Genomic DNA, 12,691 nt, shown 5'->3' with positions numbered 1-12,691 from the left:
GATAAAATTTTCTCAAGAGAATGGGTGTGGGACCAAAGTAAAAGTTACCTTGGTTTCACACCCTAAATGCGAATAAGTCGTGGAAGCAGAAGCACCTATTTGGGTCTGATCGCTAACTGTGTTTGCTGCAATCTCTTTGAGGAATTTTATCTATTTTTAAATAAAATTATTTTAGGAGATGACGAATATGAATTATCAGTTTCCAGAAGGTTTTTGGTGGGGTTCCGCTGCTAGTGGGCCTCAAACAGAAGGGGTTTTTGCAGGCGATGGAAAAGAACAAAATATCTGGGATTTTTGGTATGAAGAGAAACCTGAAAAATTTTTTAATGAGGTAGGACCAGATAAAACGTCCCGATTCTATAAAAAATATCATGAAGATATTCAGTTAATGAAAGCAACCGGTCATAATTCGTTTCGAACATCTATCCAGTGGAGTAGACTGATCCCTGATCCGAAAACTGGAGAAGTTAATTCAAAAGCAGTCGATTTCTATAATGATGTAATTAATAGCTTGATAGAACAAGGCATTGAACCTTTCATGAACTTGTATCATTTTGATATGCCGATGATCCTACAAAAAGAAGGCGGCTGGCTGAATCGTGCGGTTGTTGATCATTATGTTTATTATGCTAAAACTTGTTTTGAATTATTCGGAGATCGTGTGAAAAAATGGTTTACACACAATGAGCCGATCGTACCTGTCGAAGGGGGTTACTTATATGGCTGGCATTATCCAGAAGAGGTAAACTTGAAACACGGTATTCAGGTGGCCTATCATGAAGCCTTAGCCAGTGCTAAAGCCATCGAAGTGTATCAGGCTATGAATGTAACAGGAGAAATCGGAATCATACTTAATTTGACCCCAAGTTATCCTAGAGACGCTCAAAATGAAGAAGATGTTAAGGCTGCTCGTTTAGTGGATGGGTTATTTAATCGTTCCTTTTTAGATCCTGCGGTAAAAGGCCATTTTCCAGAAGATATTGTAGCATGGATCAAAGAACAGGATTTGATGCCGGAAACAACTCCTGAGGATCTAGCAACGATTGCTGAGAATACAATCGATCTTTTAGGGGTGAATTATTACCAACCTCGCAGAGTTAAAGCGAAAGAAACCCCTATAGAAATAGCTGGAAATAGCATATTGCCAGAAGATTTTTATGATGTATACGATATGCCAGGGAAAAAAATGAACCCCTATCGTGGCTGGGAAATTTATGAAAAAGGTATTTATGATACTCTGATGAATTTGAAAGAAAATTATGACAACATACGGTGTTACATTTCTGAAAATGGTATGGGCGTAGAAGGTGAAGAGCGTTTTGTGAATGTTGAGGGAATGATCGAAGATGATTATCGAATCGAGTTTGTAAAAGATCATTTAAAATGGGTGCATCAAGCAATTCAAGAAGGAAGCCACGTTCAAGGCTATCATATGTGGACATGTATGGACAATTGGTCATGGTTGAATGCTTATAAAAATCGTTACGGGTTTATTGCCGTTGATTTAGAGCAAGAGGCTAAAAGGACTATCAAGAAAAGTGGCTATTGGTTCAAAGAACTAACGGAAAATAATGGTTTTAACTAGAAAATAAAATAGTAAACAATTTTTAGGAATTAATGAAAATGCCTTTATAACAAAGAAGAAAGCGCACACAAAAAATAGTGTGTAGAGTTTTGAAAAGTAGTGTGTACACAATTTGTATAGACCAAAACCCTATCATTATAAGGTTTGGTCTATATATTTTTTGGCACACTTCTTGCTTTATATAAAAGTGTAAATACAACAAAATTAAAGGGAGTGGCAAAAATGGCTAAAAAAACAATTATGTTAGTCTGTTCAGCAGGAATGAGTACAAGTTTATTAGTGACAAAAATGCAAAAAGCAGCAGAAGATCGTGGAATGGAAGCAGATATCTTTGCAGTATCGGCATCCGATGCAGATAATAACTTAGAAGCGAAAGATGTAAACGTATTATTGCTAGGTCCACAAGTTCGTTTTATGAAATCACAATTCGAACAAAAACTAGCACCTAAAGGAATTCCATTCGACGTAATCAATATGTCAGACTACGGTATGATGAACGGCGAAAAAGTATTAGATCAAGCAATTACTTTGATGGAAAAATAGCTAAATAAGAAATATTAGAAACGATCATGAGATTGAGCCTATACGAGGAAAGTTATAGAGTAGTTTGAAAGCGATTTTTTTTTTCGAATCGACAATGAATAAGCTGTGTTATTTTCTTTTTTGAACGGGAGAAAATAGACGTTAGAGTTTTTTGAACGGAACTTTAACAACTACTTTGTTTTAAGGAGTTTAACCGCTCTTTAAATAAATATTATTTATAGGAGGAACTAACAAATGGATGGATTAACAGCCTGGATGGAGAAGTACATTCTACCTGTGGCCGGTAAAATCGGTGCGCAAAAACACTTGGTTGCACTACGTGATGCTTTTATCGGGACAATGCCGGCAACGATGGCAGGATCAATTGCAGTAATGATCAATGCGATTATTCGTGATTTACCGCAACAGTTTTTCTCTGATTATGCAGCAAACCTTGCTGCAGATAAAGGAATCTTTGCAGTTATTAATGTGATTATTGGGATCAATGGATTTGTTTGGAACGGGACTTTGGCTATTGCTGGATTGATTTTTGCCTTTTCTTGGGGCTATAATCTTGCTCGAGCATACAAAGTAAACGACTTAGCAGGTGGTATCGTTGGTTTAGCGACATTGATTCAAGGAATCGCGTTTGCTTATTCCAATACATTAGAAACAGCTGTTCCTAAAGAATTGATGAACACAATTAATGCGGGAACTGCAGATTCTGGTTGGTCAGCAACGGCTGGAGGCTTAACAGCTGGAGGTTGGGGTTGGTTAAAATTAGATCATTTGAATGGTAACGCTTACTTTACAGTGATGATCATGGGTGCTATTTCAGTAATTATTTTTTGTAAATTAATGTTGGCGAACATTACGATCAAAATGCCTGATTCGGTTCCGCCAGCAGTATCAAAAGCGTTCGCTGCGATTTTACCAGCAACGATCGCATTATATGTTATTGCAATTATCAACTTTGTAGTAGGTAAATTGACAAATGGACAATTGATTATTGATCTAGTTCAAAAATATATTGCGGAACCTTTCTTGGGATTATCACAAGGGTTAGGTGCTGTATTGATCGTAACGATTTTCGTTCAAATTTTCTGGTTCTTCGGTATTCATGGTCCAAACGTATTGGCACCAGTTTTAGAGGGTATTTGGGGTCAAGCGCAATTAATCAATATCGATATTTTCCAAAAAGGGTACAAAGGGTTGACAGGTACGCCAGCGGTCTTAAAAGCCATTGACGATGGAAAAGCATATATGTGGGTTCGTGGTTCATTTGATGCTTTTGCATGGTTTGGCGGATCTGGTGGTACGATCGTTTTGATCATCGCTATCTTGTTATTCTCTAAACGTGCCGATTATTTAACGGTTGGTAAATTGTCATTGGGCCCTGGTATCTTCAATATCAACGAACCGATCATGTTTGGATTACCTATCGTGTTAAATGCTATCATGTTTATACCATTCTTAGTAGCGCCAGTTGTGGCAACTACAATCGGCTGGTTAGCAACATACTTCGGTTTAGTAGCACCCGTTTCACAACAAGTAACATGGGTTGTGCCTCCTGTATTACTATCATTCTTGGCGACAGGAGCTGACTGGAGAGCACCAATTGTTACAATCGTATGTATGGTCGTGACGTTCCTTATTTGGACACCATTTGTTATAGCAGCTAACAGAATGAAACCAACTGATTTCGAATAAATTAAAATTTAATAGCGTGTTGCTTTCATTTCTATTTGGGTGAAAGCAACAGCTTTATTACTAAGGAGAGAGTATCATGATCACAATTGCCAGTGCAATGAAACAAGAAGAAATAAAAAAATTATTAGAAACCTATGATGAAGGTGATTTCACCTATACATTCAAAGAAAAAAAAGGAATTAAATTAGCATTTGATGTAACGGGAGACAAAGAAGAAGCTGCTAAAAAAGCAAAAGAAATAATCAAAGCACAACCTTGGGGCAGCGTCTTGTTCTTCCAAGCGGCAGCACTTTAGAAAATAGATTGGATGGATGAAAAATGATTAGAAACGGCTTGTTTATGTGTAGTATCGGTTTTATAATAATTTTGTATACAGTAAATCCTGCTTCAATGAAATATGATTTGTTGAGTATGACAACAGGAGTTTTTTTAGTAATGGTTGGCGGTTATTTCTTTTTCAAAGGGAGAAAGATTGAAGAATCCAAAGTCAAAAAACAACATAATGAGGTGAAGAAATAATGGAAATTACAAAAAAACTCAATATTCCGGCGCCTTACTTTTATGAAAAAGTGATTGATTCTGTTCTTTTTGATATTCGCAAACATACTGGGAAAAGTTTGACAAAAAAACAATTGAACAATTTTGAATATGTGAAATCATTTTCTAAAAACAGCAGGGCAAAAATCAAAGTCGAAAAAATCATTGACAATTCATCCTATCATTTTCAGACATCAACGACTAAAAATAATTTTTCTGTAGGATATGAAATTGTACCCATCGATGATAAATCTTGCGAAGTACGTTATACAGAAAAAATGGAATCGTTTGGATTTTTGCAAAAAATGAATGACGCAATTTTAGGTACGATTTTAATGTATTTTAAAAAACGTCAATTTAGTAAAATGTTGCAGATGATAGAAGAATCGTATTGAGACTGGAACATAAAGGGGTGTTTTTGTCCCCATCGTTTATCCGCCTGTAGGGTGTGAAACAAAAGTGAGTGTTCCTTTTGTTTCACACCCTACATTTTTAAAAAAAGCCAAATCTATTTAAACAATCCCTTTTTTGCGTTATGCTTAAATGTGAAAGACAAGGAGGGAAAAACAATGAGTGAAGTCATAAAAATGGATAAAGACGACACAGAAGAAATGTTTCAATTAGCCGCTTACGCATTCAATGCCGAAACGAATGAAAAACGCAAAGCACGCTTTAGAATGATTGTTGAGCATTCAAGGAATTATGGCTATATTTCAGGGGATCACTTAACCAGTCAAGTGATTTCTACGCCGTTTACTGTCGCTTTTCACGGAGTGAGTTATCAAATGGCTGGAATTGGTTGTGTTTCGTCTTATCCTGAATATCGTGGTCAAGGGGGCATTTCAGCTATTATGAAACAGTTGTTAGCAGAATTAGCTGAAAACAAAGTTGAATTAGCATACTTAGCGCCGTTTTCATATCCTTTTTATAGAAAATATGGTTTTGAGCAATTATTCGAACAAATTAGCTACACGATCAAAGCGGCAGATTGGCCAAATATAAAAGCGAGTAAAGGCTCGATGAAACGGGTCAGCTATGAAGACGCAAAAAAAATCTGCCAGCAGATTTATGCTGTTTTACCAGATAATCAAAGAGGAGCCGTGATTCGGGAGTCTTGGTGGTTTGATTATTCAGTTGGTCTGGATGAAAAAAATCTTTTTGCGCTTTACGAAGATGAACAAGGAAGGCCTCAAGGATACTTGATTTACCAATCTAGTGCTGAACGTTTTGTTATTAAGGAGTGGGGGTATTTAGACAATCAAGCCTTCCAATCAATTATTCGTTTTATTGATTCTCATAACGGTTCATCTCAGGAATTTCATCTTGAAACAGGTTTTGGTGGTGAAAATCTAAGTTATTTAATGTCCTCTCCATTAGCTGAGATGAATGTTACCCCTATTATGATGGGAAGAATTGTAAGTTTAGAAAGTTTTTTAAGCAAATATCCATTTACAACAGGACATAAAGAGGACTACTATTTTAAAGTTGAAGACGATTATGGTTCATGGAATAAGGGAATTTGGTCATTGTCAATAGATGAAAATGGACACAGTAGTATAAGAAAATTAGATTCACTTCCTGACTCTCTTAGAGAAGATGATTTAATCATAAGTACGATTCAAGCATTGACACAACTTTTTATGGGGTATAAAACAGGAACTGAATTAAATTTTTATAGTAAAGTTAAAGGAAATAAATACCTAATACAGTCATTAGATAAACGTTTAGTAAAAGGGATACCAGTTTTAGCAGATTACTTTTAAAAAATAGGCTAAGTGAGTTGATTCTGTAACATACTCACTTAGCCTATTTAAATTTATGCGTTATGATTGTCATCTTCTGTTGTTTCTCCTGAATCATCCTCATGATATTCTTCTAAAGCTTCTTTGAAAATCTCTTCTTTTTCCTGCTTATAGTTATCTTGACGCTCAGCAAAAACTTTTTCTTTCGTTTTATCAGTCATACAAGGGCCCTCCACTATTTTATTTACCTTAAATGGTATAGTTCAAGCGTAACATCCGTGGGCAAACTTTACGAGTATTTTGATTATAAGCAAATGATTAGCACAACCAGTTAAAAGTCCTTATAATATAAGATAAGAACTCAAATAAACGTACGAAAATGAAAGGCAGTGGAGAGCATGAGTAAAACCAAAGAAGAAAAAGTTGCAAGAAATGGTAAAATCGGCAAAACATTAGCAGTGGTTATAGGCAGCCTTTATTTAGTCAAAATGTTAAAAGGAAAAAAGAGTAGTAAAAAATAAAAGATGAGAAAGTGATACTGATTTTTATATCAGTGTTGCTTTTTTTATTTTTATTGACACTGAATGAAAAGACTTCTAAAATAAATAAAGAATGTTCTCGTAGCTCAGTAGGATAGAGCGATCGCCTCCTAAGCGATAGGTCGCTGGTTCGATTCCAGTCGGGAACGTAAAAAAGGCTTTTGAAACGTTGGTTTCATGGGTCTTTTTATTTTTTTGTGCCAAATTTGTGCCAAATAGGTTATAAGTATTTCATAATATCGCTAATCTTTTCTAGGTCTTGATCTTCTAGCTCTTTAGCGATGTGAGCGTACGTTTCCTGCCTAGTCGTTGTATCTCTATGTCCTAAAAATATAGAGACTGTAAGAATGTTGATTTGCTTGTATAGTAAGACAGATTCATATTTGTGTCTTAGTCCGTGTATAGTTAAATTAGTGTCTAAATCTAAATGATTGAGCATCCGTTTTAAAAATTTGTTAGCGGCATTATGTGATGTGATTCCGTTTTTTTTAATTTTTGATTTATTAAATTAAGCTGAACAACTGTTTTTTTGTTTGCGCAACTCAAAAATATTTCTAATACGTTTGGTAATTTACGTATTTCTTTGTATGTGGTTTCTTTGGAGATAAAGGCTTAGCAGTAAGCTTTCATCTCTGTTTGTAGTAATATTTAGTTAGTTGCGTAAAGGAATTTGAATCTAAATGTTTAACTCTGAAAAATAAGCAAGAGTCACATATTTATTAAAAGTTAAACTTTAGTGAGGAATACAAAATACTAATTTCTTTTGCAATTAATATTTTGTCATTAAATATAAAGATAATATTTTATTATGGCTTTTTTGAAATAAGTATTGCAAAATAATGAGTATTGATTATATAATTATGTAGTTGAAAAGAAAGGATAGTGAGAAAATGAAAAAAGTTAATTTATTAATGTTAGGTTTGCTGGGAATTTTTACTTTTGGAATAACAAATGTTTATGCGGAAGAGGAACTTACTATTGAGCCCTATAGCGAGTTTGAAAATGAAAATGCTTTATCGAACGATGAGTCAAATCCAATAGAAGAGTTCTCTCAAAATGAAAGAGCTGCTGTGGCACCAACTGTTTCTTATCGAACACATGTACAAAAAATTGGTTGGCAAGGTTGGAAAAGCAATGGACAAGCAGCTGGAACATCCGGTCAGGCTAAAAGGCTAGAAGCGATTGAACTGAAAGTTCAAAATTCACCTTATAGTGGGGAGATTCAATATAGTACGCATATTCAAAAAATCGGTTGGCAAGGCTTTAAAAAAAATGGACAGGTGTCAGGAACATCCGGTCAGGCAAAACGATTGGAAGCAATCAAAATTCAGTTAACAGGTGAATTAGGGCAAAGATATGATGTCTTTTATCGTGTTCATGCACAAAAATTTGGCTGGATGGGCTGGGAAAAAGGTGGGCTTTCTTCTGGGACAGCAGCGTACGCGTATCGTTTAGAAGCAATTGAGGTGAAACTTGTACCTAAAAAAAGTTATGTTTATGTTGATTATTCATCTCAAGTTTCATTTAGAGAAAAGAGAACATATGCGGGGGAACTAAATGCCGTGAAACTGGGTGTTCCAGATAGATTATTAAAAAATGGGCTAAAATTGTTTAAGGATGAAAATTCAGTTAATAAATTTGCTTTGGCTGAAGTAAATGATCCTAATCGTAAAACTATTTATGCTAGAACATACAAAATTACACAAGGTCTTAAAACAATTGGCTACAGTGCTGAGTTTTTCGGACCTTATTAAAAAAATCACAAATTATATTTTAGAGCTTAAATTTTAAAATGAGACGTAACAAAACATCTAAGGGTTGCTTGTTTTCGATAATCTATCGAGAATAAGCAACCCTTAGATGTTTTGTTGAGTTCACTTTTCATTCTTAGGTTTGCATAATGTATTGAATCACTCTATGAGCGTTCTATATATTTGGAAAATCAATTTTGCCAAATTCTCTTTTTGTATCTAACTATTCATTTTTTTCAATCAATCAATTTCCTATCATGAATACTTTTTATAGTAATTTTTAATTAAAGAGCTATTTTTGAATTTTTTAATAACTACTTTTTTTACCTATAGTTTATGAGAATTGATAAGATTATCCAATTAAATAAGATTTCTACTATATTTTTTAAGATTTTATTTGTTTTTTTAACTTCTAATTTTATTTTAATCATAGCTTTTTTGATTTTAACAGCCTATAAAATTCATTTCACCACAAAAAGCACCTCTGTTTTTCCTGCATGGATTTAACGGAGGTGTTTTTGTATTTATCTCAACCTATGAGATCAGCCTTGTTCATAGATTGTATTTTTTATATTTCAATTTATGGCTAAGCCCAATCACCATTACGGAATATAGGAACACGAGAACCATCTTCTCTGATACCATCAATATCCATCTGGTCTGATCCAATCATGAAATCAACATGAGTATGACTGCGGTTTAGACCTGCGTTTTGTAATTCTTCTTCACTCATTTCAGTTCCGCCTTGTAAATTAAAGGCATAAGCAGATCCGAATGCTAAGTGATTTGAAGCATTTTCGTCGAATAAAGTATTATAGAAAATGATTCCAGATTGAGAAATCGGGGATGGATCCGGAACTAAAGCCACTTCGCCTAAGTGACGTGCACCTTCGTCGGTTTCAAGTAACTTTGCTAATACTTCTTCACCTTGTTTAGCAGAAAAATCAATAACTTTACCGTCTTTAAATGTAAATTTCATACCAGAAATAGTTGTTCCGGCATAACTTAATGGCTTGGTACTAGAAACAACACCATCAACATGACGACTATCAGGCGCAGTAAAAACTTCTTCTGTCGGCATATTAGCCATGAATTTTTCACCGCGACTATTGTCACTACCAGCACCTTCCCATAAATGATCTTTTGGTAAGCCGATCACTAAGTCTGTACCTGGTGCAGTATAATGTAAAGCTTTAAATTGTTCTTTGTTTAATTCATCCGCTTTGGTTGCCAATTTATTGTCATGAGCTTTCCAAGCAGCCACAGGATCTGTTTCGTAAACACGTGTTGTTTTAAAGATTTCATCCCAAAGAGCATCGACTTGTTGTTCATTGGTCTTTAAATCTGGGAAAACTTTAGCTGCCCATTCTTTTCCAGCAGCAGCTACAACAGTCCAGCTGACTTTATTGGCTTGAGTCGCTTTTCTTAGGTTGACTAGAGCTTTACCTGAAGCTGATTGGAAAGTCGCAACTCGATCAGTATCGACGCCAGAGAGTGCGTCAGGATCAGCGGAAACAACACTGATTCTACTTGCCCCTTTATTTACCCAATCATCTGTTTGATCTATTTTGTATTGAGGAATAGTTTCTAAATATTTTTCATCTGCATGAAGCAAAAATTCACGTTGAACAATATCATCAGTCCATTGAACAGTCACTTCACCAGCCCCTAATTTATATGCTTCTTCTGTAATCAAACGTGCTAAAGGTGCTTGATCAACACTGATTTGTAAAACAATACTTTGTCCTTTTTGAACATTGACCCCTGTTTCAACAATCAATCGAGCATACTTTTTTAATGTCTCATTAAAATTTGGTAATGTCATAGAATAACCTCCTAGTTTTTCATTTGCATAATCGGGAATATCATAACACGTAGCGTGTATGAACTCAAATAATCGAGTAGGGTTAGTTTCGTATTTAATTGTGTGTAAAAGTGCTGGAAAGTCCCGTGTAATCAAATAAATAAAATAATATAAATCGAAGGACTAGTATTTTGCAGAATAAACAAATCATGTTACAATAACTGTAGTATTTATATGGAAGCGTTGTAAAGGATAGGTAGAGGGGATTGAAAGATTATGGCAAGAAAAAAAACAATTACTAAAGATCAGATTTTAAATGCTGCATACGAAGTAGTGGCCACTGAAGGCTTTTCGAAATTCACCGCACGAAACATTGCAACCAAAATGAAATGCTCAACGCAACCCATTTATTTAGAATTCAAAAATATGGATGATTTAAAAGAAGAATTATTTGAAAAAATCCATCAATATTTGGCAAAAGAAGTATTTCCTGTCACGCATACAGACAATACAATTGTGGATTTAGCATTGAATTACATTCACTTTGCTAAAAACGAAAGTAAATTATACCGAGCGCTATACTTAGAAGAATATGGTGGCGGAAAAAGAATGCAAGAATTTTCGTATAGTTATTTTTCAAATGCAGTTAAGAAAGATTCTGATTATGAAAAATTAAATGATACAGAAATCAATTCGCTTCATATGGGAACGTGGATTGTTGCCACAGGAATTGCAGCATTGATGACTTCTGGCATCATTCATCCAAGTGATCAACAAATTGAACGTTTGATGAGAGAAGCAATTGATCAGATACTAGAGCGAGATCACCCAATCGATATCGAATAGCTAAAATGAATTAAAAAAGGAGACTGAAAGAAAGCTCAGAGAGTTTTCTTTCAGTCTCTATTTATTTACGTTTAATCAGCTCAATACTTATTTTACCGCTTCTGCTAATTTTTTAGCAAAGGCTTCAAGGTTTTGAATATCTTCTTCTTCAGCAGCAAGATCGACTTTTACGCTGTCTGCTCCTTTTTTTGCCCCGATTTTTGTAAAAGCTGCATCAAAGTCATCCACTGATTTACAGAATTCGTCGTAAAAAGTATCGCCGGATCCGCACACACCATATGTTTTTCCCGATAGATCGATTTCTTGTAATTCTTCATAGAAGTCTACTATTTCATCAGGTAATTCGCCATCACCATATGTGTATGTTGCAATAACACATATGTCTGCATCTTCAAAATCCTCAGGATCAACCTGTGTACATTCATTGATTTCAACTTCAATATCTAAATTTTCAAGAGCTTCAGCGACGATATCCGCTATTTCTTCTGTATTTCCAGTCATACTTGCGTAAACGATTTTAGCTAAGGTCATTAGATTTCCTCCTTCAAATAATACAATTCTGATTATATCAGAAGAATGAAGGTTGTGTAAATTACAAAATTGAGCGAAGAAATTAATAGGTTGCTTTTATACCGCTGTTTATGAGCAGTAATAGTATTAAAAAAGAATGAAATCTATTTTTTACAACTACTTTTCAGTGAAATTTTCACAAATTATGATAAAATACACTTATATAAAGATTACCTAGCTTCAAAAGCTAGCCATTACGCTTTGCTTCGATCGCATCAATTTCTAAGAGCTAAAGTTCTAAGAATTGAAGGTTTCGAGAAAAAGCTGACTATGCTATTTCAGCTTTTAAATTTTAGGAGGACGATATTGAATGATTACACTAAAATCACCAAGAGAAATTGAAATGATGGATGAATCTGGAGAGTTATTGGCAGATGTTCATCGTCATTTACGTAGCTTTATCAAACCAGGTGTTACAAGTTGGGACATAGAAGTGTTTGTGAGAGATTTTATTGAAAGTCATGGCGGAATTGCCGCACAAATTGGCTTTGAAGACTATAAATATGCAACGTGTTGCAGTATTAATGATGAAATTTGCCATGGTTTTCCTCGAAAAAAACCATTAAAGGATGGCGATTTAATTAAAGTAGATATGTGCATTGATTTAAAAGGTGCAGTATCAGATTCTTGCTGGGCTTATGTAGTCGGTAACTCGACGCCTGAATTGGACCACTTAATGGAAGTGACTAAAAAAGCGTTATATCTTGGAATCGAGCAAGCCCAAGTCGGTAATCGTATCGGTGATATCGGACATGCAATTCAAACCTATGTTGAAAGTGAAAACCTATCTGTTGTAAGAGATTTTGTAGGACACGGTATTGGTCCAACGATTCATGAAAGTCCTGTTATTCCTCATTATGGTGAAGCGGGAAAAGGCTTACGTTTAAAAGAAGGAATGGTCATTACGATCGAACCTATGGTCAATACGGGAACGTGGCGCATGAAAATGGATCCAAATGGTTGGACAGCATACACGTTAGATGGCGGTATCAGCTGTCAATTTGAACATACACTGGCTATTACCAAAGATGGTCCCAAAATTTTGACTTCTCAAGGAGAAGAGGGAACCTACTAAACATTAGAGG

Annotated in this window: 15 protein-coding genes and 1 tRNA gene; 12 read left to right on the top strand and 4 right to left on the bottom strand. The window is 35.0% G+C overall.

Features of this window, described 5'->3' with window-relative positions:
• Positions 1-187: 187 nt before the first annotated feature.
• The 7 genes from IGI43_RS06620 to IGI43_RS06590 all read left to right on the top strand — a co-directional run bounded on the left by IGI43_RS06620 (position 188) and on the right by IGI43_RS06590 (position 6,117).
• Positions 188-1,585, top strand: a complete 1,398-nt coding sequence (locus IGI43_RS06620; protein WP_438757031.1) for a glycoside hydrolase family 1 protein — start codon at positions 188-190, stop codon at positions 1,583-1,585.
• 222 nt (positions 1,586-1,807) lie between these two features.
• Positions 1,808-2,128, top strand: a complete 321-nt coding sequence (locus IGI43_RS06615) for a PTS sugar transporter subunit IIB (protein ID WP_438757030.1) — start codon at positions 1,808-1,810, stop codon at positions 2,126-2,128.
• Between the two features lie 234 nt (positions 2,129-2,362).
• The gene (locus tag IGI43_RS06610; protein WP_438757029.1) at positions 2,363-3,817 is read left to right on the top strand and encodes a PTS sugar transporter subunit IIC; all 1,455 of its coding nucleotides are present in this window, start codon (positions 2,363-2,365) and stop codon (positions 3,815-3,817) included.
• Positions 3,818-3,893: 76 nt separating this feature from the next.
• The gene (locus IGI43_RS06605) at positions 3,894-4,112 is read left to right on the top strand and encodes a hypothetical protein (RefSeq protein ID WP_438757028.1); all 219 of its coding nucleotides are present in this window, start codon (positions 3,894-3,896) and stop codon (positions 4,110-4,112) included.
• A gap of 23 nt (positions 4,113-4,135) precedes the next feature.
• On the top strand, positions 4,136-4,336 hold the full coding sequence (locus tag IGI43_RS06600; RefSeq protein ID WP_438757027.1) for a DUF3188 domain-containing protein: 201 nt from the start codon (positions 4,136-4,138) through the stop codon (positions 4,334-4,336).
• Positions 4,336-4,749 (top strand): DUF3284 domain-containing protein, encoded by a 414-nt coding sequence (locus tag IGI43_RS06595; RefSeq protein WP_438757026.1) that lies wholly within the window; start codon positions 4,336-4,338, stop codon positions 4,747-4,749. The genes IGI43_RS06600 and IGI43_RS06595 overlap by 1 nt, the downstream gene beginning before the upstream one ends.
• A 174-nt stretch (positions 4,750-4,923) precedes the next feature.
• Positions 4,924-6,117, top strand: coding sequence for a GNAT family N-acetyltransferase (locus tag IGI43_RS06590; protein WP_438757025.1), 1,194 nt, complete (start codon positions 4,924-4,926; stop codon positions 6,115-6,117).
• Positions 6,118-6,170: 53 nt separating this feature from the next.
• On the opposite strand, the gene IGI43_RS06585 is transcribed toward IGI43_RS06590, so the two are convergent.
• Positions 6,171-6,317, bottom strand: coding sequence for a hypothetical protein (locus tag IGI43_RS06585; RefSeq protein ID WP_438757024.1), 147 nt, complete (start codon positions 6,315-6,317; stop codon positions 6,171-6,173).
• A 177-nt stretch (positions 6,318-6,494) separates the two neighbouring features.
• Here IGI43_RS06585 and IGI43_RS06580 point away from each other — a divergent pair, with 177 nt between their 5' ends.
• Both IGI43_RS06580 and IGI43_RS06575 read left to right on the top strand, forming a co-directional pair.
• Complete coding sequence (locus tag IGI43_RS06580; RefSeq protein ID WP_438757023.1) at positions 6,495-6,617, top strand: hypothetical protein; 123 nt, start codon at positions 6,495-6,497, stop codon at positions 6,615-6,617.
• A gap of 93 nt (positions 6,618-6,710) precedes the next feature.
• Positions 6,711-6,784, top strand: a tRNA-Arg gene (locus IGI43_RS06575).
• A gap of 71 nt (positions 6,785-6,855) precedes the next feature.
• On the opposite strand, the gene IGI43_RS06570 is transcribed toward IGI43_RS06575, so the two are convergent.
• Positions 6,856-7,113 (bottom strand): tyrosine-type recombinase/integrase, encoded by a 258-nt coding sequence (locus tag IGI43_RS06570; protein WP_438758823.1) that lies wholly within the window; start codon positions 7,111-7,113, stop codon positions 6,856-6,858.
• A 412-nt stretch (positions 7,114-7,525) separates the two neighbouring features.
• On the opposite strand from IGI43_RS06570, the gene IGI43_RS06565 reads away from it, so the two are divergent.
• Entirely contained in the window at positions 7,526-8,389 is an 864-nt protein-coding gene (locus tag IGI43_RS06565; RefSeq protein ID WP_438757022.1) for a hypothetical protein, read from the top strand.
• 583 nt (positions 8,390-8,972) lie between these two features.
• Here the strand turns inward: IGI43_RS06565 and IGI43_RS06560 are convergent.
• Entirely contained in the window at positions 8,973-10,211 is a 1,239-nt protein-coding gene (locus IGI43_RS06560; protein WP_438757021.1) for an aminopeptidase, read from the bottom strand.
• Positions 10,212-10,466: 255 nt separating this feature from the next.
• Here IGI43_RS06560 and IGI43_RS06555 point away from each other — a divergent pair, with 255 nt between their 5' ends.
• On the top strand, positions 10,467-11,036 hold the full coding sequence (locus IGI43_RS06555; protein ID WP_438757020.1) for a TetR/AcrR family transcriptional regulator: 570 nt from the start codon (positions 10,467-10,469) through the stop codon (positions 11,034-11,036).
• 87 nt (positions 11,037-11,123) lie between these two features.
• Here the strand turns inward: IGI43_RS06555 and IGI43_RS06550 are convergent, their stop codons facing one another.
• A complete protein-coding gene (locus tag IGI43_RS06550; protein WP_438757019.1) occupies positions 11,124-11,567 on the bottom strand; it encodes a flavodoxin in 444 nt (147 codons plus the stop codon).
• A gap of 349 nt (positions 11,568-11,916) precedes the next feature.
• Here IGI43_RS06550 and map point away from each other — a divergent pair, with 349 nt between their 5' ends.
• A complete protein-coding gene (gene map, locus IGI43_RS06545) occupies positions 11,917-12,681 on the top strand; it encodes a type I methionyl aminopeptidase (protein ID WP_438757018.1) in 765 nt (254 codons plus the stop codon).
• The last annotated feature ends 10 nt before the right edge of the window (positions 12,682-12,691 follow it).

The organism is Enterococcus sp. AZ126 (assembly GCF_051714545.1).
GTDB lineage: Bacteria > Bacillota > Bacilli > Lactobacillales > Enterococcaceae > Enterococcus_L.
Note: the sequence above shows the minus strand (reverse complement) of the source record. Positions and strands in the feature narration are given on the sequence as shown.

Coding starts and splice junctions, on each gene's coding strand:
- IGI43_RS06620 (WP_438757031.1), top strand. CDS start 188: ATGAATTATCAGTTTCCAGAAGGTTTTTGGTGGGGTTCCGCTGCTAGT.
- IGI43_RS06615 (WP_438757030.1), top strand. CDS start 1,808: ATGGCTAAAAAAACAATTATGTTAGTCTGTTCAGCAGGAATGAGTACA.
- IGI43_RS06610 (WP_438757029.1), top strand. CDS start 2,363: ATGGATGGATTAACAGCCTGGATGGAGAAGTACATTCTACCTGTGGCC.
- IGI43_RS06605 (WP_438757028.1), top strand. CDS start 3,894: ATGATCACAATTGCCAGTGCAATGAAACAAGAAGAAATAAAAAAATTA.
- IGI43_RS06600 (WP_438757027.1), top strand. CDS start 4,136: ATGATTAGAAACGGCTTGTTTATGTGTAGTATCGGTTTTATAATAATT.
- IGI43_RS06595 (WP_438757026.1), top strand. CDS start 4,336: ATGGAAATTACAAAAAAACTCAATATTCCGGCGCCTTACTTTTATGAA.
- IGI43_RS06590 (WP_438757025.1), top strand. CDS start 4,924: ATGAGTGAAGTCATAAAAATGGATAAAGACGACACAGAAGAAATGTTT.
- IGI43_RS06585 (WP_438757024.1), bottom strand. CDS start 6,317: ATGACTGATAAAACGAAAGAAAAAGTTTTTGCTGAGCGTCAAGATAAC.
- IGI43_RS06580 (WP_438757023.1), top strand. CDS start 6,495: ATGAGTAAAACCAAAGAAGAAAAAGTTGCAAGAAATGGTAAAATCGGC.
- IGI43_RS06565 (WP_438757022.1), top strand. CDS start 7,526: ATGAAAAAAGTTAATTTATTAATGTTAGGTTTGCTGGGAATTTTTACT.
- IGI43_RS06560 (WP_438757021.1), bottom strand. CDS start 10,211: ATGACATTACCAAATTTTAATGAGACATTAAAAAAGTATGCTCGATTG.
- IGI43_RS06555 (WP_438757020.1), top strand. CDS start 10,467: ATGGCAAGAAAAAAAACAATTACTAAAGATCAGATTTTAAATGCTGCA.
- IGI43_RS06550 (WP_438757019.1), bottom strand. CDS start 11,567: ATGACCTTAGCTAAAATCGTTTACGCAAGTATGACTGGAAATACAGAA.
- map (WP_438757018.1), top strand. CDS start 11,917: ATGATTACACTAAAATCACCAAGAGAAATTGAAATGATGGATGAATCT.